This window comes from Micrococcus sp. TA1 (assembly GCF_014199555.1).
Taxonomy (GTDB): domain Bacteria; phylum Actinomycetota; class Actinomycetes; order Actinomycetales; family Micrococcaceae; genus Citricoccus.
The window spans coordinates 2,222,608-2,242,484 of the sequence record NZ_JACHNW010000001.1 but is presented as its reverse complement, the minus strand read 5'-3'; the positions used below and the strand labels follow the sequence as shown (position 1 = coordinate 2,242,484).

General features: G+C 70.1%; 16 protein-coding genes. 15 read left to right on the top strand and 1 reads right to left on the bottom strand.

The window, feature by feature from the left end; translation table 11 throughout:
- The first annotated feature begins 22 nt into the window (after positions 1-22).
- Entirely contained in the window at positions 23-3,913 is a 3,891-nt protein-coding gene (locus GGQ69_RS09795) for a DNA-directed RNA polymerase subunit beta' (RefSeq protein WP_183527566.1), read from the top strand.
- Positions 3,914-3,989: 76 nt separating this feature from the next.
- Positions 3,990-4,847: an aldo/keto reductase gene (locus GGQ69_RS09790; protein WP_183527564.1), complete on the top strand. Its 858-nt coding sequence runs from the start codon at positions 3,990-3,992 to the stop codon at positions 4,845-4,847.
- A 25-nt stretch (positions 4,848-4,872) separates the two neighbouring features.
- On the opposite strand, the gene GGQ69_RS09785 is transcribed toward GGQ69_RS09790, so the two are convergent.
- Positions 4,873-6,087, bottom strand: a complete 1,215-nt coding sequence (locus tag GGQ69_RS09785; RefSeq protein WP_255459470.1) for a peptidoglycan bridge formation glycyltransferase FemA/FemB family protein — start codon at positions 6,085-6,087, stop codon at positions 4,873-4,875.
- 52 nt (positions 6,088-6,139) lie between these two features.
- Between GGQ69_RS09785 and GGQ69_RS09780 the strand changes: the two genes are divergently transcribed.
- From GGQ69_RS09780 to rplB, 13 genes are all read left to right on the top strand, one after another.
- Positions 6,140-7,429, top strand: a complete 1,290-nt coding sequence (locus GGQ69_RS09780; protein ID WP_183527553.1) for a carbamoyl-phosphate synthase — start codon at positions 6,140-6,142, stop codon at positions 7,427-7,429.
- A 236-nt stretch (positions 7,430-7,665) separates the two neighbouring features.
- Positions 7,666-8,040, top strand: coding sequence for a 30S ribosomal protein S12 (gene rpsL / locus GGQ69_RS09775; RefSeq protein ID WP_010145326.1), 375 nt, complete (start codon positions 7,666-7,668; stop codon positions 8,038-8,040).
- Positions 8,040-8,510, top strand: coding sequence for a 30S ribosomal protein S7 (rpsG, locus tag GGQ69_RS09770; RefSeq protein WP_010145325.1), 471 nt, complete (start codon positions 8,040-8,042; stop codon positions 8,508-8,510). Before rpsL ends, rpsG begins: the two co-directional genes overlap by 1 nt.
- Positions 8,511-8,603: 93 nt before the next feature.
- Positions 8,604-10,718, top strand: coding sequence for an elongation factor G (gene fusA, locus GGQ69_RS09765; RefSeq protein WP_183527551.1), 2,115 nt, complete (start codon positions 8,604-8,606; stop codon positions 10,716-10,718).
- A gap of 288 nt (positions 10,719-11,006) precedes the next feature.
- Complete coding sequence (tuf, locus tag GGQ69_RS09760; protein WP_183527549.1) at positions 11,007-12,197, top strand: elongation factor Tu; 1,191 nt, start codon at positions 11,007-11,009, stop codon at positions 12,195-12,197.
- A 117-nt stretch (positions 12,198-12,314) separates the two neighbouring features.
- A complete protein-coding gene (locus GGQ69_RS09755) occupies positions 12,315-16,070 on the top strand; it encodes a hypothetical protein (protein ID WP_183527547.1) in 3,756 nt (1,251 codons plus the stop codon).
- 9 nt (positions 16,071-16,079) lie between these two features.
- Entirely contained in the window at positions 16,080-16,208 is a 129-nt protein-coding gene (locus tag GGQ69_RS16515) for a hypothetical protein (protein WP_255459469.1), read from the top strand.
- Between the two features lie 3 nt (positions 16,209-16,211).
- Entirely contained in the window at positions 16,212-16,730 is a 519-nt protein-coding gene (locus tag GGQ69_RS09750; RefSeq protein WP_298044389.1) for a DUF3817 domain-containing protein, read from the top strand.
- Between the two features lie 346 nt (positions 16,731-17,076).
- Positions 17,077-17,385, top strand: a complete 309-nt coding sequence (rpsJ, locus tag GGQ69_RS09745; protein ID WP_010145320.1) for a 30S ribosomal protein S10 — start codon at positions 17,077-17,079, stop codon at positions 17,383-17,385.
- Positions 17,386-17,405: 20 nt separating this feature from the next.
- Complete coding sequence (rplC, locus tag GGQ69_RS09740; protein ID WP_183527546.1) at positions 17,406-18,056, top strand: 50S ribosomal protein L3; 651 nt, start codon at positions 17,406-17,408, stop codon at positions 18,054-18,056.
- A gap of 5 nt (positions 18,057-18,061) precedes the next feature.
- Positions 18,062-18,697 (top strand): 50S ribosomal protein L4, encoded by a 636-nt coding sequence (gene rplD, locus GGQ69_RS09735; RefSeq protein ID WP_029139315.1) that lies wholly within the window; start codon positions 18,062-18,064, stop codon positions 18,695-18,697.
- Positions 18,694-18,999, top strand: coding sequence for a 50S ribosomal protein L23 (gene rplW, locus GGQ69_RS09730; RefSeq protein ID WP_010145317.1), 306 nt, complete (start codon positions 18,694-18,696; stop codon positions 18,997-18,999). The genes rplD and rplW overlap by 4 nt, the downstream gene beginning before the upstream one ends.
- A 36-nt stretch (positions 19,000-19,035) precedes the next feature.
- Positions 19,036-19,875, top strand: coding sequence for a 50S ribosomal protein L2 (rplB, locus tag GGQ69_RS09725; protein ID WP_010145316.1), 840 nt, complete (start codon positions 19,036-19,038; stop codon positions 19,873-19,875).
- Positions 19,876-19,877: the final 2 nt, after the last annotated feature.

Here is a 19,877-nt window from a genome sequence, read left to right as displayed (position 1 = left end):
GAAATCAGGAGTTCAACGGACCATGTCCAACGACAACTCATCCTTCGGCCTCATGCGCATCGGCCTGGCCACCGCGGACGAGATCCGCAACTGGTCCTTCGGCGAGGTCAAGAAGCCCGAGACCATCAACTACCGCACCCTGAAGCCGGAGAAGGACGGACTCTTCTGCGAGAAGATCTTCGGCCCCACCCGTGACTGGGAGTGCTACTGCGGCAAGTACAAGCGCGTGCGCTTCAAGGGCATCATCTGCGAGCGCTGCGGCGTCGAGGTGACCCGCTCCAAGGTCCGCCGCGAGCGGATGGGCCACATCGAGCTGGCCGCCCCGGTGACCCACATCTGGTACTTCAAGGGCGTCCCGTCCCGGCTGGGCTACCTGCTCGACCTGGCCCCCAAGGACCTCGAGAAGATCATCTACTTCGCCGCCTACATGATCACGTGGGTGGACGAGGAGACCCGTCACGCCGACCTGCCGAACCTGCAGGCCGAGCACGACCAGGAGACCCGTCACCTGGCCGACCAGCGTGACGCGGACATCGCCGCCGTGGCCTCGGACCTGGAGAAGGACCTGGCCAAGCTCGAGGCCGAGGGTGCCAAGGCCGCCGAGAAGAAGAAGGCGCGCGACGCCGCGGACAAGACCATGGCGCAGATCCGCAAGCGGGCCGACGCCGAGCTGGACCGGATGGAGCGCATCTGGGACCGCTTCAAGAACCTCAAGGTCGCCGACCTCGAGGGCGACGAGGGCCTGTTCCGCTCCATGCGGGACAAGTACGGCCAGTACTTCGAGGGCTCCATGGGCGCCGAGTCCATCAAGAAGCGCCTGGAGACCTTCGACCTCGAGGCCGAGTCCGAGATGCTGCGCGAGACCATCAAGACCGGCAAGGGCCAGCGCAAGACCCGCGCCCTGAAGCGGCTCAAGGTCGTCAACGCGTTCCTGACCACGGACAACTCGCCGCTGGGCATGGTCCTGGACGCCGTCCCGGTGATCCCGCCGGAGCTGCGCCCGATGGTGCAGCTGGACGGTGGCCGCTTCGCGACCTCCGACCTCAACGACCTGTACCGCCGCGTGATCAACCGCAACAACCGCCTGAAGCGACTGCTGGACCTGGGCGCGCCGGAGATCATCGTCAACAACGAGAAGCGGATGCTGCAGGAGGCCGTGGACTCGCTGTTCGACAACGGCCGCCGCGGCCGTCCGGTCACCGGACCGGGCAACCGTCCGCTGAAGTCGCTGTCCGACATGCTCAAGGGCAAGCAGGGCCGGTTCCGCCAGAACCTGCTCGGCAAGCGCGTGGACTACTCCGGTCGTTCCGTGATCGTGGTCGGCCCGCAGCTGAAGCTGCACCAGTGCGGCCTGCCGAAGCAGATGGCGCTGGAGCTGTTCAAGCCCTTCGTCATGAAGCGGCTGGTGGACCTCAACCACGCCCAGAACATCAAGTCCGCCAAGCGGATGGTGGAGCGCTTCCGCCCGCAGGTCTGGGACGTGCTGGAAGAGGTCATCACCGAGCACCCGGTGCTGCTGAACCGCGCACCCACCCTGCACCGCCTCGGCATCCAGGCCTTCGAGCCGATGCTGGTGGAGGGCAAGGCCCTGCAGCTGCACCCGCTCGTCTGCGGCGCGTTCAACGCCGACTTCGACGGTGACCAGATGGCCGTGCACCTGCCGCTGAGCCCCGAGGCCCAGGCCGAGGCGCGGTTGCTGATGCTCTCCAGCCACAACATCCTGAAGCCCTCCGACGGCCGCGCCGTGGCCGTCCCGGCCCAGGACATGATCATCGGCCTCAACCACCTCACCACCGTGCGTGAGGACGAGGCCGGGGCCGGGGAGGCCTACTCCTCGGTGGCCGAGGCCATCATGGCGTTCGACGCCGGCGCGCTGCACCTGAACGCCCCGGTCAAGATCGCGGTGGACGGATTCGTGCCGTCGGCCCAGGTCCCGGCCCCCGAGGGCTGGGAGGAGGGCCAGCGCGCCGTCCTGGACACCACGCTGGGCAAGGTGCTGTTCAACGAGCTGCTCCCGGTCGACTACCCGTGGCTGGAGACCCAGGCCACCAAGGGCAGCCTCGGCGCCCTGGTCAACGACCTCGCCGAGCGCTACCCGATGGTGCAGACCGCCGCGACCCTGGACAACCTCAAGGACGCCGGCTTCTACTGGGGCACCTGGTCCGGCGTGACCGTGGCGATCTCCGACATCACCTCGGAGTTCGACAAGGCCTCCATCATGGAGGGCTACGAGGACCAGGCACTCAAGGTCCAGGCCCAGTACGACAAGGGCCTCATCGCGGACGAGGAGCGTCGTTCCGAGCTCATCGACGTCTGGAACAAGGCCACCGACGAGGTCGCCGCCGCCATGCAGGCGGGGCTGCCGAAGCTGAACACCATCAACCGCATGGTGTCCTCCGGCGCCCGTGGTAACTGGCTGCAGGTCCGGCAGATCGCCGGCATCCGCGGCCTGGTGGCCAACCCGAAGGGTGAGATCATCCCGCGCCCGATCAAGTCCTCCTACCGTGAGGGCCTGTCCGTGCTGGAGTACTTCATCGCGACCCACGGTGCCCGCAAGGGCCTCGCGGACACCGCGCTGAAGACCGCCAACTCGGGGTACCTGACCCGTCGTCTGGTGGACGTCTCCCAGGACGTCATCGTCCGCGAGGAGGACTGCGGCACCGAGCGCGGCCTGACCGAGGTCATCGGCGTGCCGAACGCCGACGGCGAGCTGGTCCGCCACGAGACCGTGGAGAACTCCTCGTTCGCCCGGACCCTGGCGGTCGACGTCGAGGCCGAGGACGGCACCGTCCTGGGCCACGCCGGCGAGGCCATCGGTGACGTCGCCATCGACGCGTTCATCGCCGCGGGCATCACCGAGATCAAGGTGCGCTCCGTGCTCACCTGCGAGTCCGCCGTCGGGACCTGCGCGAAGTGCTACGGCCGCTCCATGGCCACCGGTCAGTTGGTGGACATCGGTGAGGCCGTCGGCATCATCGCGGCCCAGTCCATCGGTGAGCCGGGCACCCAGCTCACCATGCGGACCTTCCACACCGGTGGTGTGGCCTCCGCGGACGACATCACCCAGGGTCTGCCCCGTATCCAGGAGCTCTTCGAGGCCCGTACCCCGAAGGGCGTGGCGCCGATCTCCGAGGTCGCCGGCCGCGTGACCATCGAGGACAGCGAGAAGCAGCTGCGGCTGGTGCTCACCCCGGACGACGGCTCCGAGGAGATCGCCTACCCGGTGCTGCGCCGCGCGCGCCTGCTGGTGGCCGACGGCGAGCACGTGGCCGTGGGCACCCAGCTGGTGGCCGGTGCCGTGGACCCGAAGCAGGTGCTGCGCGTGCTCGGTCCCCGGGCCGCCCAGAAGTTCCTGGTCCAGGAGGTCCAGGACGTGTACCAGTCCCAGGGCGTGGGCATCCACGACAAGCACGTGGAGGTCATCGTGCGGCAGATGCTGCGCCGGATCACCGTCATCGAGTCGGGTGACACCGACCTGCTGCCGGGTGAGCTGACCGACCGCGCCCGCTTCACCGCCGCGAACCGCAAGGCCGTGGCGGAGGGCCGTCAGCCGGCCTCGGGCCGTGACGAGCTGATGGGCATCACCAAGGCCTCGCTCGCCACCGACTCGTGGCTGTCCGCCGCGTCCTTCCAGGAGACCACCCGGGTGCTGACCCAGGCGGCCATGGAGGGCAAGTCGGACCCGCTGCTGGGCCTGAAGGAGAACGTGATCATCGGCAAGCTGATCCCGGCCGGCACCGGCCTGGACCGGTACACCCAGGTCAACGTCGAGCCCACGGAGGAGGCCAAGGCCAACCTGTTCACCGGCCCGGCCGGCTTCGCGGACTTCGACTACCCGGGGCTGGACTCCTCGTCCACGCCGGAGTTCCACGCGATCTCGCTGGACGACTACGGCACGGACTACCGCGGCTGATCCGCTGATCCACCAGTAACGCACGGGCGGCACCTTCCCTCGCGGGGAGGTGCCGCCCGTGCGTTAAGGTGGCCCCATGACCAGTCAGCGCTACGCCCTGCTCGAGGGCACCAACGTGGACGACGTGCCGATCCCGATGATCGGCCTGGGCACCTGGCCGATGACCGGTGCCGAGTGCGAGCGCGCCGTGGCCTCGGCCCTGGAGGCGGGCTACCGACACGTGGACACCGCGGAGAACTACGCCAACGAGGACGCGGTGGGCCGGGCCGTCACCGGTTCCGGGATCCCGCGGCAGGACGTGTTCGTCACCTCCAAGTTCAACCGGCGGTGGCACGGCGGACCGGACGTGGTGCGGACCGCGCTGGAGGCCGGGCTGGAGCGCGCGGGCCTGGAGTACTTCGACCTGTTCCTGGTGCACTGGCCGAACCCGGACCAGGGCCGGTACGTGCAGGCGTGCGAGTCGCTGGCCTCACTCGTGGGGAGCGGGCTGATCCGGTCCTGGGGCGTGTCGAACTTCGCCCCGTCCCACCTGCAGGCGGTCCTCGATGCCGGACTGGTCCCGGCGGTCAACCAGGTCTACTGCGAACCGGAGGACGCCCAGCGGCCGGTCCAGGAGGCGAACACCGCGGCCGGCGTGCTGACGGCGGCCTACACGCCGATCGGGCGGGGGAGCGGGCTGTTGCGGAACCCGGTGATCACCGGTATCGCCGCCCGGCTGGGCCGCACCCCCGCGCAGGTGGTGCTGCGCTGGCACGTGCAGCAGGGCCGGATCGCCATCCCCAAGTCCGCGGACCCGCAGCGCCAGCGGGAGAACCTGGACGTGTTCTCCTTCGCGCTGGGCCCCGAGGACCAGGCGGCGATCGACGCCCTGGACGTCAGCGAGTCCGGCGGGCGGTCGGCGAACCGCGCGGACCCGGAGGAGTTCGGGCACTAGCCCGCCGTCTTAGCGACTCAGCGACTTAGCCCCGGCGCGCCATGTAGAGGGCGAAGCCCTGGGCCAGCAGCCGGTTGACGGGGTAGTCCCACTCGCCGTAGGTCTGCACGACGTCGGCCCCCATGGTGGTCTTGAACCGCGTCAGCCCGGCCAGTTCGTACTCGGGGTCCAGCGACGGGCTCATCCCGCCGAGGTCGTACCAGGTGCACCCGGCGGCCAGCGAGTCCTCGATCTGGCGCAGCTGCAGCGCCCGCGGCGCGTAGCGCTTGCGCTCCTCGGCGGACGAGGCACCGTAGACGTACCAGCCGAAGGTGCCCTGCCGCACGTAGATGGCCGCGGCCAGCAGCTGCTCGCCGTAGTGGGCCAGGTAGAGGGTGCAGGCGCTGCCCGGGGAGGAGTTCAGGGCGGTGAACATGCGCTGGAAGTAGGCCAGCGGCCGGCCGGTGAACCCGTCGCGCCGCGCGGTCTCCTCGTAGAGCGCCTGCCAGGCCGGCAGGTCGGCCTCGGTGCCCACGGTGACGGTCAGCTCGGAGCGGGTGGACTTGCGGGTCTGGCGCCGGGACGTGGAGTCCATCCGGTTCAGGGCGGCGGTCACGGCGGGGTCCTCGGGGTCCTGGCCCTTGGCCGGGCTGACCGGCTCGGTGCCGTACAGCTCCGGATGCAGCGGGATGCGCGCCTGGAACTGCGGCTGGCCGGCCTCGAAGGACTCGCTCTCGCTCGGGGCCTGCCAGCCCAGCGCCTGCAGGCGGGCGCGGACGTCGTCGGCCTCGGGGGCGGTGTGCAGTGGCTCCAGGTCCGTGACGGACGCCGTCTGCCCGGTCGCCAGGGCCTTGCGCACCTCGGAACCGTCCCACCGGCGCACGACGCCGGGCAGCCCGACGCGCACCAGGAACGCCCCGCGGGACTTCAGGTACTGCACGAGCGGGGTCAGCACCGACTCCAGGTGCACCTGCGTCCGGTCGAACACCGGGCCCTCGGCGATGTACGCCAGGCTGCGGTTCCGCAGCACCGGCACCGGCACGGGCAGCCGGCGGAACAGCACGAGGGCGGCGGCGCGCAGCATGTCCCCGTCGAACAGGCCCACGGACTCGCCGCGCCAGTCGACCTTGACGTCCGGCCAGTGGGGGTTCTGCAGGAAGGAGGACTCCGCGTGCTCCGCCAGGAACCGCCCATGCTCCTGGGTGGTGATGCGGCGGACGGTCAGGGCACGGGGCTGGGGATCGGTCTCTGGCACGCCCATCACCATAGCGCGAACGGCATGACGAGCCGGGTCCGCCGGTAGGCTGGGGCCCATGATGGTTCCCGCCGAGCAGTCCTTCGTCCCTGTCATCACCGGAGGCGACGTGGGGGCCTACTCCCTGGCGCGGGAGTTCCACGAGGCCTACGGGGTCGTCTCGGCCGTGGTCCCCACCGCGGTGAACCGCAACCTGCGGCACTCGCGCATCCTGGAGGCGTTCCCCGCCGGGCCGATGACCGAGGAGGGCCCGGTCCTGGAGGCGCTGCTGGCCGTGGCGGACGAGCTGAACGGCCGCGTGCCCGGCCGGCCGCTGCTGCTGCTGGCCAGCTACGACCACCTCGTGCGCTTCGCCGCCCGCCACCGGGACACCCTGGAGTCCCGCGGTTACACGGTGCCCTACCCGGACGAGGCAGCGCTGGACGCGGCCGCGCTGAAGGAGAACTTCTACGCCCTCTGCGATCAGCTCGGCGTCCCGTACCCGCGCACCGCCGCCTACGACGCCGGCTCCCACACGCCCGCCGCCCTCGCCGGGTTCCTGGCGGGGCTGGGGGAGGACGGGCCGGCGTTCCCGGTGATCCTCAAGGCCGGGGACGGCGGGGCCTGGGCGGACGTGCGCTTCACCGGGCGGCGCAAGGTGCACGTGGTGCACGGGGCCGAGGAGCTGGGTGAGCTGATCGGCCGGGCCAGCGGGGCCGGCTACCGCGGCTCGCTGATCGTGCAGGAGCTCGTCCCGGGCCCGGACTCGCAACTGGGCATCGCCACCTTCTTCCGGGACGGCACCGGGACCACCCGCCTGGTGTCCTACGGCGAGGTGATCGTGGAGGACCACGCCCCGGGGACCGAGGGCAACGCCCGCGCGGTGCTGGCCGGGGAGCACGAGACCGTGGCCCGCCAGGGGACCGCGCTGCTGGAGGCGCTGGACTGGCGCGGCTTCGCGATGTTCGACATCAAGGTCGACCCGCGGGACGACCGGGCCCAGTTCCTGGAGATGAACCCACGGCTGGGACGCAACCACTACTACCTGACCGGCGCCGGGGCCAACCCGGCCCCGTACCTGCTGACGGAGTACCTGCCGGAGGTGGCGGACGCCGTCGGGGGGCCGGCGCCGGCCGCGGGACGGGTGAGCACGGACGGCCCGGTGCTGACCACCACCGTCCCGCTGTCGCTCGTGCGCCGTCACGCCTCGGCGGAACAGCGCGAGGCGATCCGCCGCGCCGCCCGGGCCGGCCGCGTCATCCGGCCCTTCGAGTACCGCGCGGACGCGGACCTGCGCCGCCTGGCCGGACTGCGGCTGGCGGAGCTCAACAGCCTGCGGGCCTTCCGCCAGTACCCTCCGCAGTCCTGATTTCACCGCACGTTGCGCTGGGTGGTAGTCTTTACTCAATTGTTTTGTGTGGCACGAGGGACACGGTCCGGGCTGCGGGTTTCTTGCGCAGCGAATGCCACACTTTTGCACGCCTACGGTCGTTCTCGTTGAACCCCCTGGGTGCGTAAGAAACGACCACCAAGCAGTCCTGGTTGACGCGGGCGATGTCCTGTACGCCCGCCGGACTGGAAGCCAACACTACGGAGAGACCAAGAGTGCCTACGATTCAGCAGCTGGTCCGCAAGGGCCGCTCACCGAAGGTCAAGAAGACCGATTCCCCCGCACTGCGGGGCAACCCCATGCGTCGTGGCGTGTGCACCCGCGTGTACACCACCACCCCGAAGAAGCCGAACTCCGCCCTGCGCAAGGTCGCCCGTGTCCGCCTCAACGGCGGCGTCGAGGTCACGGCCTACATCCCGGGTGAGGGCCACAACCTGCAGGAGCACTCCATCGTGCTCGTGCGCGGTGGCGGCGTGAAGGACCTCCCGGGTGTCCGCTACAAGATCGTTCGCGGCGCCCTCGACACCCAGGGCGTCAAGGGCCGCGGCCAGGCCCGCAGCCGCTACGGCGCGAAGAAGGAGAAGAAGTAATGCCACGTAAGGGCCCCGCGCCGAAGCGCCCCCTCGTCGTCGACCCCGTCTACGGGTCCCCGCTGGTCACCCAGCTGATCAACAAGGTGCTCGTGGACGGCAAGAAGTCCACTGCCGAGCACATCGTCTACGGTGCCCTCGAGGGTACGCGTGAGAAGAGCGGCACCGATCCGGTGACCACCCTCAAGAAGGCCATGGACAACGTCCGCCCGGCCCTCGAGGTGAAGTCCCGCCGCGTCGGTGGCGCCACCTACCAGGTCCCGGTCGAGGTCAAGCCCGGCCGCGCGACCGCCCTGGCCCTGCGCTGGCTGGTGGGCTACTCCAAGGCTCGCCGCGAGAAGACGATGACCGAGCGTCTCATGAACGAGATCCTCGATGCCTCGAACGGCCTGGGTGCCGCGGTCAAGCGCCGCGAGGACACCCACAAGATGGCCGAGTCGAACAAGGCCTTCGCCCACTACCGCTGGTGAGTCACGAGCGCCCGGGAACCGTAGCAGTATGGTTTCCGGGCGCCGTGCCGCCCAGCAGCACTGGACCCACACACCAAACCCAAGGGAGACACCGTGGCACAGGACGTGCTGACCGACCTCACCAAGGTCCGCAACATCGGCATCATGGCTCACATCGATGCCGGCAAGACCACCACCACCGAGCGCATCCTGTTCTACACGGGCGTCAGCCACAAGCTGGGCGAGACCCACGACGGTGCCTCCACCACTGACTGGATGGAGCAGGAGAAGGAACGCGGCATCACCATCACCTCCGCCGCGGTGACCTGCTTCTGGAACAACAACCAGATCAACATCATCGACACCCCGGGCCACGTGGACTTCACCGTCGAGGTGGAGCGCTCCCTGCGCGTGCTCGACGGCGCCGTCGCCGTCTTCGACGGCAAGGAGGGCGTGGAGCCCCAGTCCGAGACCGTGTGGCGCCAGGCCGACAAGTACAACGTCCCGCGTATCTGCTTCGTCAACAAGATGGACAAGCTGGGCGCCGACTTCTACTTCACCGTCGACACCATCATCAACCGCCTGGGCGCCAAGCCGCTGGTGATGCAGCTGCCGATCGGCTCCGAGTCCGAGTTCGTCGGCGTCGTGGACCTGCTGACCATGAAGGCCCTCGTGTGGGAGGGCGATGCCAAGGGTGACGTCACCATGGGTGCCGCCTACCAGACCGTGGACATCCCGGCCGACCTCCAGGAGAAGGCCGAGCAGTACCGTGCCGAGCTCGTCGAGGCCGTCGCCGAGACCTCCGAGGAGCTCATGGAGAAGTACCTCGAGGGCGAGGAGCTCACCCTCGAGGAGATCCAGGCCGGCGTGCGCCAGCTGACGATCAACGCCGAGGCCTACCCGGTCTTCTGCGGCTCCGCGTTCAAGAACCGCGGCGTGCAGCCGATGCTGGACGCCGTCGTGTCCTACCTGCCGAACCCGCTGGACGCCGGGGCCATCAAGGGCCACGCCGTCGGTGACGAGGAGCAGGAGATGACCCGCGAGCCGGCCCTGGACGCCCCGTTCTCCGCCCTGGCCTTCAAGATCGCCGCACACCCGTTCTTCGGCCAGCTGACCTACGTGCGCGTCTACTCCGGCAAGCTCTCCGCGGGCTCCCCGGTGCAGAACACCACCAAGGGCAAGAAGGAGCGCATCGGCAAGCTGTTCCAGATGCACGCCAACAAGGAGAACCCGGTCGAGGAGATGACCGCCGGCCACATCTACGCGGTCGTCGGCCTGAAGGACTCCACCACCGGTGACACCCTCTGCGACCCGGCCAACCCGATCATCCTCGAGTCGATGACCTTCCCGGAGCCCGTGATCTCCGTGGCCGTCGAGCCGAAGACGAAGGGCGACCAGGAGAAGCTCTCCACCGCCATCCAGAAGCTCTCCGCCGAGGACCCCACGTTCACCGTGCACCTCGACGAGGAGACCGGCCAGACCGTCATCGGCGGCATGGGCGAGCTGCACCTGGACATCCTCGTGGACCGCATGAAGCGCGAGTTCCGCGTCGAGGCCAACGTCGGCAAGCCGCAGGTGGCCTACCGCGAGACCATCAAGAAGAAGGTCGACAAGGTCGACTACACGCACAAGAAGCAGACCGGTGGTTCGGGTCAGTTCGCCAAGGTGCAGGTGTCCTTCGAGCCGATGGACACCTCCGAGGGCGAGTTCTACGAGTTCGAGAACGCCGTCACCGGTGGCCGCATCCCGCGCGAGTACATCCCGTCGGTGGACGCCGGGATCCAGGACGCCATGCAGCTGGGCGTGCTGGCCGGGTACCCGATGGTCGGCGTGAAGGCCACCCTGCTCGACGGCGCGTACCACGACGTCGACTCCTCGGAGATGGCGTTCAAGATCGCCGGTTCGATGGTCTTCAAGGAGGGCATCCGCAAGGCCAACCCGGTCCTGCTCGAGCCCCTGATGTCCGTGGAGGTCCGCACCCCGGAGGAGTACATGGGCGACGTCATCGGCGACCTGAACTCCCGCCGTGGCGCGATCCAGTCCATGGAGGACGCCCAGGGCGTGAAGGTCATCAAGGCCGGCGTGCCGCTGTCCGAGATGTTCGGCTACATCGGCGACCTGCGGTCCAAGACCCAGGGCCGCGCCGTGTACTCGATGACGTTCGACTCCTACGCCGAGGTCCCGAAGGCCGTGGCGGACGAGATCATCCAGAAGAACAGCGGCGAGTGAGCCCCGTTCTCTAGCACCACACTTGTCCGGTGACGTGGCGGGATCCGCGAGGATCCCGCCACGGACCCGGACAGGTGGCCCGGCCGCACTCCGGAGGCCGGTAGCCACCACAGGACGGAAGGTCCGGTCCGCGGAAAAGGCGGTCCGGGTGGCCTGATCCAGGACCGGTCCTGACGTAAGCCGGAGGATTTATCACCATCAGCCAGATCGAAGTAGACTTTTCCAAGTTGTCAGCACGCCACCCGCGGCTGAGAAGTCTCTTCAGATGAACAGTTCTAGGAGGAACCTGTGTCGAAGGCAAAGTTCGAGCGGTCCAAGCCGCACGTCAACGTCGGTACCATCGGCCACGTCGACCACGGCAAGACCACGCTGACGGCCGCGATCTCGAAGGTCCTGTACGACAAGTACCCGGACCTCAACGAGCAGCGCGACTTCGCGACCATTGACTCCGCGCCGGAAGAGCGTCAGCGCGGCATCACCATCAACATCTCCCACGTGGAGTACCAGACCGAGAAGCGTCACTACGCCCACGTCGACGCCCCCGGTCACGCCGACTACATCAAGAACATGATCACCGGTGCTGCCCAGATGGACGGCGCCATCCTCGTGGTCGCCGCCACCGACGGCCCGATGGCCCAGACCCGCGAGCACGTTCTGCTGGCCCGCCAGGTCGGCGTGCCGGCCCTGCTGGTCGCCCTGAACAAGTCCGACATGGTCGAGGACGAGGAGCTCCTGGAGCTCGTCGAGATGGAGGTCCGCGAACTGCTGTCCTCCCAGGGCTTCGACGGTGACGACGCTCCGGTCATCCGCACCTCCGGCCTGAAGGCCCTCGAGGGTGACCCGAAGTGGGTCAAGTCCGTCGAGGACCTGATGGACGCCGTGGACTCCTACATCCCGGACCCGGTCCGCGACAAGGACAAGCCGTTCCTGATGCCGATCGAGGACGTCTTCACCATCACCGGTCGTGGCACCGTGGTGACCGGTCGCGCCGAGCGCGGCACCCTGAAGATCAACTCCGAGGTCGAGATCGTGGGCATCCGCGACCTGCAGAAGACCACGGTCACCGGTATCGAGATGTTCCACAAGCAGCTCGACGAGGCCTGGGCCGGCGAGAACTGTGGCCTGCTGCTGCGTGGCCTGAAGCGCGAGGACGTGGAGCGCGGCCAGGTCGTCGTGGCCCCGGGCTCCATCACCCCGCACACCGACTTCGAGGGCAACGTCTACATCCTGTCCAAGGACGAGGGCGGCCGCCACAACCCGTTCTACTCGAACTACCGTCCGCAGTTCTACTTCCGGACCACCGACGTCACCGGCGTCATCACGCTGCCCGAGGGCACCGAGATGGTCATGCCCGGCGACACCACCGAGATGACGGTCGCGCTGATCCAGCCGATCGCCATGGAGGAGGGCCTCGGCTTCGCCATCCGTGAGGGTGGCCGCACCGTGGGCTCCGGCCGCGTCACCAAGATCCTCAAGTGATCTGACGTACCGCACAGCGACGACCCCCTTCGGCTTCGGCCGGAGGGGGTCTCCGCGTTAACCGGGGTCCTGGGGACAACTCCCGCCTGACCCGGCGCGCTGGCCTACGCTGACGGGGTGGGGATCGTCATCGTGCTGATCCTGGGGATCGCGCTGGGAGCCGCCCTGGGGTACGTCGTCGCGCGGTCGCGCGCCGCGAGGCGGCGCCCCGGGGAGCCCGTGCCCGGTGCGCCGGCGATCGGCCGTGAGGACCTGGCCCGCGCCTGGCAACAGGGGTACGACGCCGGCGCGGCCGCCGCCAGGGGCGCGCAGCCCACCCCACCGGTGCCCGCCGGACCACATCCCGCACCGCCGTCGCCCGCACCGGCGCCACTCCCGCCACCGCCCGCTCCGGTACTCGTCTCACGGCCCCAGCCCCAGCCCCAGCCCGAGCCCCAGTCCCACCTTCAGCCCCAGCCCCCGCGGCCCACGGCCGAGGAGCTGGCCGCTGAGAAGGAGCGGCGGGATCGGCGCAACGTCAACATCACCCTCTACACCGCCTGCCTGCTGCTGGTGGCCGCCGCGTCGCTGTTCATCGGGGCCGCACTGCCGGTGACGGCCCGCGTGTCCGGGCTGGCCGTCGTGGTGGGGCTGTTCTACGCCGGGGGACTGGTGGTGCACGTGGTGAGCCGGACGCTCCGCCCGGCGGCCGTGGCCTTCACGGGCACGGGGCTGGCCCTGGTGCCGGTGCTCGGCGTGGCGCTCGACGTGCTCGTCCTGGACGATCCCGCCCGGTCCTGGCTGATCACCTCCGTGCTGGGCACCGTCCTGTTCGCGGTGGCCGCCGTCCGGCTCGACAGCGCGGTCGTCGCGTACCTCACGGTGCCCTTCCTGCTCTCCACCGTCATGGCCTCGGGCGCGGTGGTCCAACGGGGGATGGCCTGGGCACTCATCGCCTGGATCGGGCTGGCGGTGCTGATGGCCTGGCTGAGCGCGGACCCCGGAGCCGCGGCAACCCGGCGTGACCGCCGGCTGCCCGGACCGTACCGGACGGCGATCGCCCGCACGCACCAGTGGATCACCCCGGGCGCGGTGCTGGCGGCCGTCACCGTGGGGCTGTGGGTGGAGCCGGTGCAGATGTTCCTGTTGCTGCTCGCCGCCACCGCCTACTACGCGACGGTCGCGGTCATCGGTCCACGGCGCTTCCGGCTGGCGTCCTGCTACGCCGTCCGTGCCGGGTTCCTGCTGGCCCTGGCCGCCTGGGCCGCGATGCTGGACTGGCCGCTTCCCGTCACGCTCACCGCGCTGGTGACCGGCCTCTGCCTCCAGGTGCCGCTGACGTGGTTCGGGCGCGGACACGGCGGGTTCCTGCCGGCCGGGCCGGCCGGGCACGGGGACCGGGTCGGTGTCCTCGTGGCGGCGTGGATCCTGACCGCCGCGGTCCAGGCCGGTGCGCTGTTCGACGCGGAGGGCCCCTGGCTGGTCGAGGGGTTCAGCTGGGCGCTGGCCGTCCTCGTGCTCACGACGGCGGTGCTCGCCGTGGCCTCGGTCCGCGCCACGTCCGACCTGGCCGCCGGGCTCGGCTGGCAGGCCGCCACCCCGCTGTCCCTGGTCCCGGCGGTACTGGGCCTGGCGGCGGTGGCCGGTGACGGACCCGGTCCGTGGCTGGGGGAGGCCTGCCTCGGGGTCGTCATCGTGGTCCAGCTGGTGATCACCGCTGCGCTGCGTCGCGGCGCCGATCGGGCGGCGCGCTGGGACGGGCTGGTAGCCCCGCACGGTGCCGCCCTGGCCGCGGTGGCCCTGGTGTACCTGCTCGCGGAGCGCTGGGTGCCGCCCGCGGGCTGGGATCCGTCCGTGGTGGCCGGGCTGGCGGCTCTGGCCTGGGGGACCGCCACCGCGCTGGTGCAGCGTCCCGCCACGGGCGGCGTCCCCGCGGTGATACCGCCCCTCGCCTGGTCCGTGGCCTCCGTGCTGTCCCTGGCCCTGTTGGGCAGCGCGGACGCCGTGGCCGGCTGGTACACGGTGCTCGTGGTGACCGGTGGCCTCGGGCTGTGGTGGCTGGCCGGCCGGCCGTCGGGGGCCGGTGAACGGATCGCGGTGCTGGCCGTGACGGGCACCGTCCTGACGGGCACGCTCATCCTGCTGGCCGGCGCGGCGTGGGCCTGGCACGCCGACATCGCCCTGACCGCACTGACCGCGTGGCTGGTCGCCGCCGCGGTCCTGACCCGGGACCGGTTGCCGCGGGCCGTGCGGGCCTCCCTGCTGCTGCTCGGACAGGCCGGCTCCGCCGTGCTGGTGGCCGACGTCGTCGGCCACCTCGGCGGAGACGGATCCGCCGTGCGCTCCGCGGCGGCGGTCACCCTGCTCACCGGGCTGGCGGTCCGGTCCCGGCTCGCCGGGCGCCTGGAGGGCCTGGGGTCCGGAATCGCACCGTCCTGGGTGGTCACCGCGGCACTGGGCGTGCTGTGGCTCCTGGAGGTGACCGTCGGCGCGGACCGGGCGGCGCTGATGATCATCGCCGCCTCGGTGATCGGGGCGGGGCTGGTCCTGCGCACCGACCGAGGCGGCCACTGGGCCGTGCTCGCGGGTGCCCTCGCCCTGGTGCTGCCGGCCTCGCCGGTCCTGCGGCTGGAGGGCGGATGGCTCCCGGACCCCCTGGTCCCGGCATCCGTCGCCTCGGCCCTGCTGGTGATCCTCGCCCTCGCGGTGGCCGGGTGGGAGATCGCCGCGTCCGTGGCCGGAACGCGAGAGAGCCCAGGGCGCGGGGTGGCCGACCTGGACGCCTTCCGGCCGGTCGCCCTCGGCGTGCTGTGGCTCGCGGCCGTCCTGGTCGGGTCGGTCGCCGGGCCGGACCGGGGCCCGCACCCCGGGGTCCTCGGCATCACGGCCGCGACCGCGGCCCTGGTGTGTTACCTCCTCGCCCGCACCCGCGGGATCCCCGCCCTGGTCACGGGGACGGTGGTGGCGGTCCCCGTCTCCGCCGTGCTGCTGCTCCAGTGGTGGCGGGACCGCGGCCTCTGGGCCCCCGACGAGGCGTGGCAGCTGCCGGTCGTCGCGGTGCTCTCGGCCGGGGTCCTGGGACTGTGGGCGCGGCTGGACGCCGCCGCCCTCGCCCCGGGTGCGGGGGAGCGCCTCCCTCGTGCCGCCCGGTTCCGGCCGGCGGCGTTGTGGCAGGGCGGCCTGGCCGTGGCCCTCGTCCTGGCCACGGTGTCCCTGCTGCGGACCCCGCTGCACGCCGGCCTGCCGGAGGACGCCGTCGTCTGGGTGAGCTGCGCGCTGCTCACGGGCGCGTGCTGGCTCGCGGTCGATGCCGGCGGGCGGACGCTGCTGTGGCGCGGGCCCCCGTCGCAGGACGCCGCCCGCGCGTCGTGGGTGCTGAACGGACGGGACGTCGCCGTGCTCGTCTCCTACGCGGCCGCCGCCCGGGCCTGGTGGCAGACCGCGGACCCGGAGCACAGCGGCCGGGCACTGTGGTGGACGGTGCAGGTGCTGGTGGTCCTGCTGGTCGCGCTGGGGCTGTGGCATGGATACGGGCGGCACGGCCACCGGTCCGGCGCGGGACCGCGGCCGGAGCGCCGGCTCGCCTTCCACGTAGCGGCGGCCGCCGTGTTCACCCTCGCCGCGTTCACCGTGCCCGCCGAGGGAACCTCCCTGATGCAGCTGGTCGTCCTGGCGGGCTTCGGGGCGCTGGTGGTCCTCGGCCTGGTCCAGCGGCTCCAGGTGCTCGCGTGGTGGGGCGCGGCCGGCGTCGCGCTGTCCGTGCTCTGGTACCTGCGGGAGTACACCTACGTGTACCTGGCGCTGCTGGGCGCGGCCCTCATCGTGCTGGCGGTCTGGCAGTTGCGGCGGCGGGGGAGGGGGCGGGACGCGGAGCGCGGGTACGCGGACCGGTAGGCTGGGGGCATGGAGTTCCTCATCGCCCTGGTCATCATCGCGGCCGCGGTCTTCGCCGTCGTGCGGCTGCGCCGGACGTTCGGCCGCGAGATCGACCGCGCCAAGCGCATCAAGCGCGCGAACGACAACGGGACCTGACCCGTGGCGACGACCAGCTCCGCGACCGCTCGTACCAGCGGCACGATCATGCCCGGCCCCCACGCCCTGTACCGCACCTTCGCCACGGCCGAGATGTTCACCTGGGCGCTGCTGATCCTGGCGATGATCCTCAAGTACACCGGCACCACCGAGGCCCTGATGCCCCTCGCCGGTGGCCTGCACGGCTTCGTCTTCCTCTGCTACGCCGTCGTGTCCGTGGGCGTATGGATCAACCAGCGCTGGAGCGCCGGGCGGGGCATCGCCGCCGTCGTGCTCGCCGTGGTGCCCTTCGCCACGCTGCCCTTCGAACGCCACCTGGCCCGGCGGGGCGAGCCGGACGCCACGTGGCGGCTGGCCGGCGCCCCCGGCCGTCCGGCCGAGGCGCCGCGCGGGTTCTGGGAGCGCCTCGAGGCGTGGGTGCTGCGCAACGTGGTCCTGGCCGCGGTGGTGACCCTCGCCGTCGTGGGCGCGGTCTTCCTGCTCCTGCTGCAGGCAGGCCCGCCGGACCAGTGGTTCGGCTAGGGTGAACGGCCCCATCCCGGGGTGAATTCGCGACTCGAGCGCTGATCTGTCATACTGGATCAGTTGCTCAAGCGTCTGGGCGTGCGCGGGGCTGTCACCAGCATCGCCGCCCGGGACCAAATACAACACCATCCCCACTGTTGGATCGGCGTATGCGTGCGCCTGCCCGTGACTGCGGAGCAGAGTACGACACGCCCGACCGCGTGGGTCGATGTCCTGGCAGGGCGAGGAACCCGGTTCTCCGGATTCGGCCTGTGCGGGTGAACAAGAAGCGCGGGACCGGTTCGCCGGGCCCGTTGCACACAGGGACAGGTACGGACAACAAGTACGAAAGAGGCATGACGCCATGGCGGGACAGAAAATCCGCATCCGGCTGAAGTCGTATGACCACGAGGTCATCGATACTTCGGCTCGGAAGATCGTCGACACGGTCACGCGCGCAGGCGCAACGGTGGTGGGCCCGGTGCCGCTGCCGACTGAGAAGAACGTGTACGTCGTGATCCGCTCTCCCCACAAGTACAAGGACAGCCGCGAGCACTTCGAGATGCGCACGCACAAGCGGCTGATCGACATCATCGATCCGACGCCGAAGGCCGTGGACTCGCTCATGCGCCTCGACCTTCCGGCCGACGTCAACATCGAAATCAAGCTCTGAGAGGGAGGTGCTGAGAAACTATGACCATCACGCGTAACGTCAAGGGCCTGCTGGGCACGAAGCTCGGCATGACCCAGGTGTGGGATGCCGACAACAAGCTCATCCCCGTCACCGTCGTGCAGGCAGAACCGAACGTCGTCACCCAGCTGCGCAATGAGGATGCGGACGGCTACGCCGCCGTCCAGATCGCCTACGGGCAGATCGATCCGCGCAAGGTGACCAAGCCGCTGGCCGGCCACTTCGAGAAGGCCGGGGTCACCCCGCGCCGCCACGTGGTCGAGCTGCGCACCGCAGACACCGCCGAGTACACCCTCGGCCAGGATCTCACCGTCGAGGTCTTCGAGGCCGGCCAGAAGGTCGACGTCGTGGGCACCACCAAGGGCAAGGGCTTCGCCGGTGCCATGAAGCGCCACGGCTTCTCCGGTGTCGGTGCCTCCCACGGTGCCCACAAGAACCACCGCAAGCCGGGCTCCGTCGGTGGCGCCTCCACCCCGGGCCGCGTCTTCAAGGGCCAGCGCCTGCCGGGCCGCATGGGCGCCGTTCGCCAGACCACCCAGAACCTCACCCTCCACGGCATCGACGTGGAGAAGAACCTGCTGCTGATCAAGGGCGCCGTCCCCGGCCCCCGCGGACAGGTCGTCCTGGTTCGCACCGCAGTGAAGGGAGCATGAGCTTCATGGCTACGAACTCTGAAGCCAAGACCGTGAAGGTCGACCTGCCCGCCGAGATCTTCGACGTCCAGTCCAACGTGCCGCTGATGCACCAGGTCGTGGTGGCCCAGCTGGCCGCCGCGCGCCAGGGCACCCACAAGGTCAAGCGTCGCGGTGAGGTCTCCGGTGCCGGTCGCAAGCCGTTCAAGCAGAAGGGCACCGGCCGCGCCCGTCAGGGCTCGATCCGTGCGCCCCAGATGACCGGTGGTGGCGTCGTCCACGGCCCCGAGCCGCGTGACTACTCCCAGCGCACCCCCAAGAAGATGAAGGCCGCCGCCCTGCGCGGTGCCCTGTCCGACCGGGCCCGCAACGGCCGTGTCCACGTGATCGAGGAACTGGTCGCCGCCGGCGCCCCGTCCACGAAGAGCGCCAAGGCCGTCCTGTCCTCGCTGACCGCGGGCCGCAAGAACGTCCTGGTCGTCATCGACCGCGCGGACGACTCGGCTGCGCTGTCCGCACGCAACCTGGAGTCGGTGCACACCCTGTACTTCGACCAGCTGAACACCTACGACGTCCTGGTCAGCGACGACGTGGTCTTCACCCAGGCCGCCTACGAGGGCTTCGTCCAGTCGGCTTCCGCGAAGAAGGAGGATGCCCAGTGAGCGGCTCCATCAACAAGAACCCCCGCGACGTGGTCATTGCCCCGGTCGTGTCGGAAAAGAGCTACGGCCTGATCGACGAGGGTAAGTACACCTTCCTGGTCGACCCGCGCTCGAACAAGACCGAGATCAAGCAGGCGGTGGAGGCCATCTTCTCCGTCAAGGTTGACTCGATCAACACCCTGAACCGTGCCGGTAAGCGCAAGCGCACCAAATTCGGCTGGGGCTCCCGCAAGGACACCAAGCGGGCAGTCATCACGCTGAAGGAAGGCACCATCGACATCTTCGGAGGTCCGCTCGCCTGAGGCGGAGCGGAGACCACTTAATCGAGGAAATGACACATGGCTATCCGTAAGTACAAGCCGACCACCCCGGGCCGTCGCGGCTCGTCCGTGGCCGACTTCGCAGAAATCACCCGGACCACCCCGGAGAAGTCGCTGCTCCGCCCGCTCTCCAAGAGCGGCGGCCGCAACAACTCCGGCAAGATCACCACTCGCCACAAGGGCGGTGGCCACAAGCGCCAGTACCGCGTCGTCGACTTCCGTCGCCACGACAAGGACGGCGTGCCGGCGAAGGTCGCTCACATCGAGTACGACCCGAACCGCACGGCCCGCATCGCCCTGCTCCACTACGTGGACGGCGCCAAGCGCTACATCCTGGCCCCGGCCAAGCTGAAGCAGGGGGACACGGTCGAGGCCGGTGCCACCGCGGACATCAAGCCCGGCAACAACCTGCCGCTGCGCAACATCCCGCTGGGTACCGTCATCCACGCCGTCGAGCTCCGTCCCGGTGGCGGCGCCAAGCTGGCCCGCTCGGCCGGCTCGTCCATCCAGCTGGTGGCCCGCGAGGGCAAGTACGCCCAGCTGCGCCTGCCCTCCGGTGAGATCCGCAACGTCGACGTGCGCTGCCGCGCCACCGTCGGCGAGGTCGGCAACGCCGAGCAGTCGAACATCAACTGGGGCAAGGCCGGCCGCATGCGGTGGAAGGGCGTCCGCCCGACCGTCCGTGGTGTGGTCATGAACCCCGTCGACCACCCGCACGGTGGTGGTGAGGGCAAGACCTCCGGTGGTCGCCACCCGGTCAACCCCAACGGCAAGCCCGAGGGCCGCACCCGCCGCCCGAACAAGGAAAGCGACAAGCTCATCGTGCGCCGTCGCCGTACCGGCAAGAACAAGCGATAGGA

Bases quoted from the DNA above. Each gene is read 5' to 3' on its own strand.
- rpsG (WP_010145325.1), top strand. From the start codon at position 8,040: ATGCCACGTAAGGGCCCCGCGCCGAAGCGCCCCCTCGTCGTCGACCCC.
- rplB (WP_010145316.1), top strand. From the start codon at position 19,036: ATGGCTATCCGTAAGTACAAGCCGACCACCCCGGGCCGTCGCGGCTCG.
- GGQ69_RS09790 (WP_183527564.1), top strand. From the start codon at position 3,990: ATGACCAGTCAGCGCTACGCCCTGCTCGAGGGCACCAACGTGGACGAC.
- GGQ69_RS09785 (WP_255459470.1), bottom strand. From the start codon at position 6,087: ATGGGCGTGCCAGAGACCGATCCCCAGCCCCGTGCCCTGACCGTCCGC.
- GGQ69_RS09795 (WP_183527566.1), top strand. From the start codon at position 23: ATGTCCAACGACAACTCATCCTTCGGCCTCATGCGCATCGGCCTGGCC.
- GGQ69_RS09780 (WP_183527553.1), top strand. From the start codon at position 6,140: ATGATGGTTCCCGCCGAGCAGTCCTTCGTCCCTGTCATCACCGGAGGC.
- rplC (WP_183527546.1), top strand. From the start codon at position 17,406: ATGACCATCACGCGTAACGTCAAGGGCCTGCTGGGCACGAAGCTCGGC.
- GGQ69_RS16515 (WP_255459469.1), top strand. From the start codon at position 16,080: ATGGAGTTCCTCATCGCCCTGGTCATCATCGCGGCCGCGGTCTTCGCC.
- rplD (WP_029139315.1), top strand. From the start codon at position 18,062: ATGGCTACGAACTCTGAAGCCAAGACCGTGAAGGTCGACCTGCCCGCC.
- rpsJ (WP_010145320.1), top strand. From the start codon at position 17,077: ATGGCGGGACAGAAAATCCGCATCCGGCTGAAGTCGTATGACCACGAG.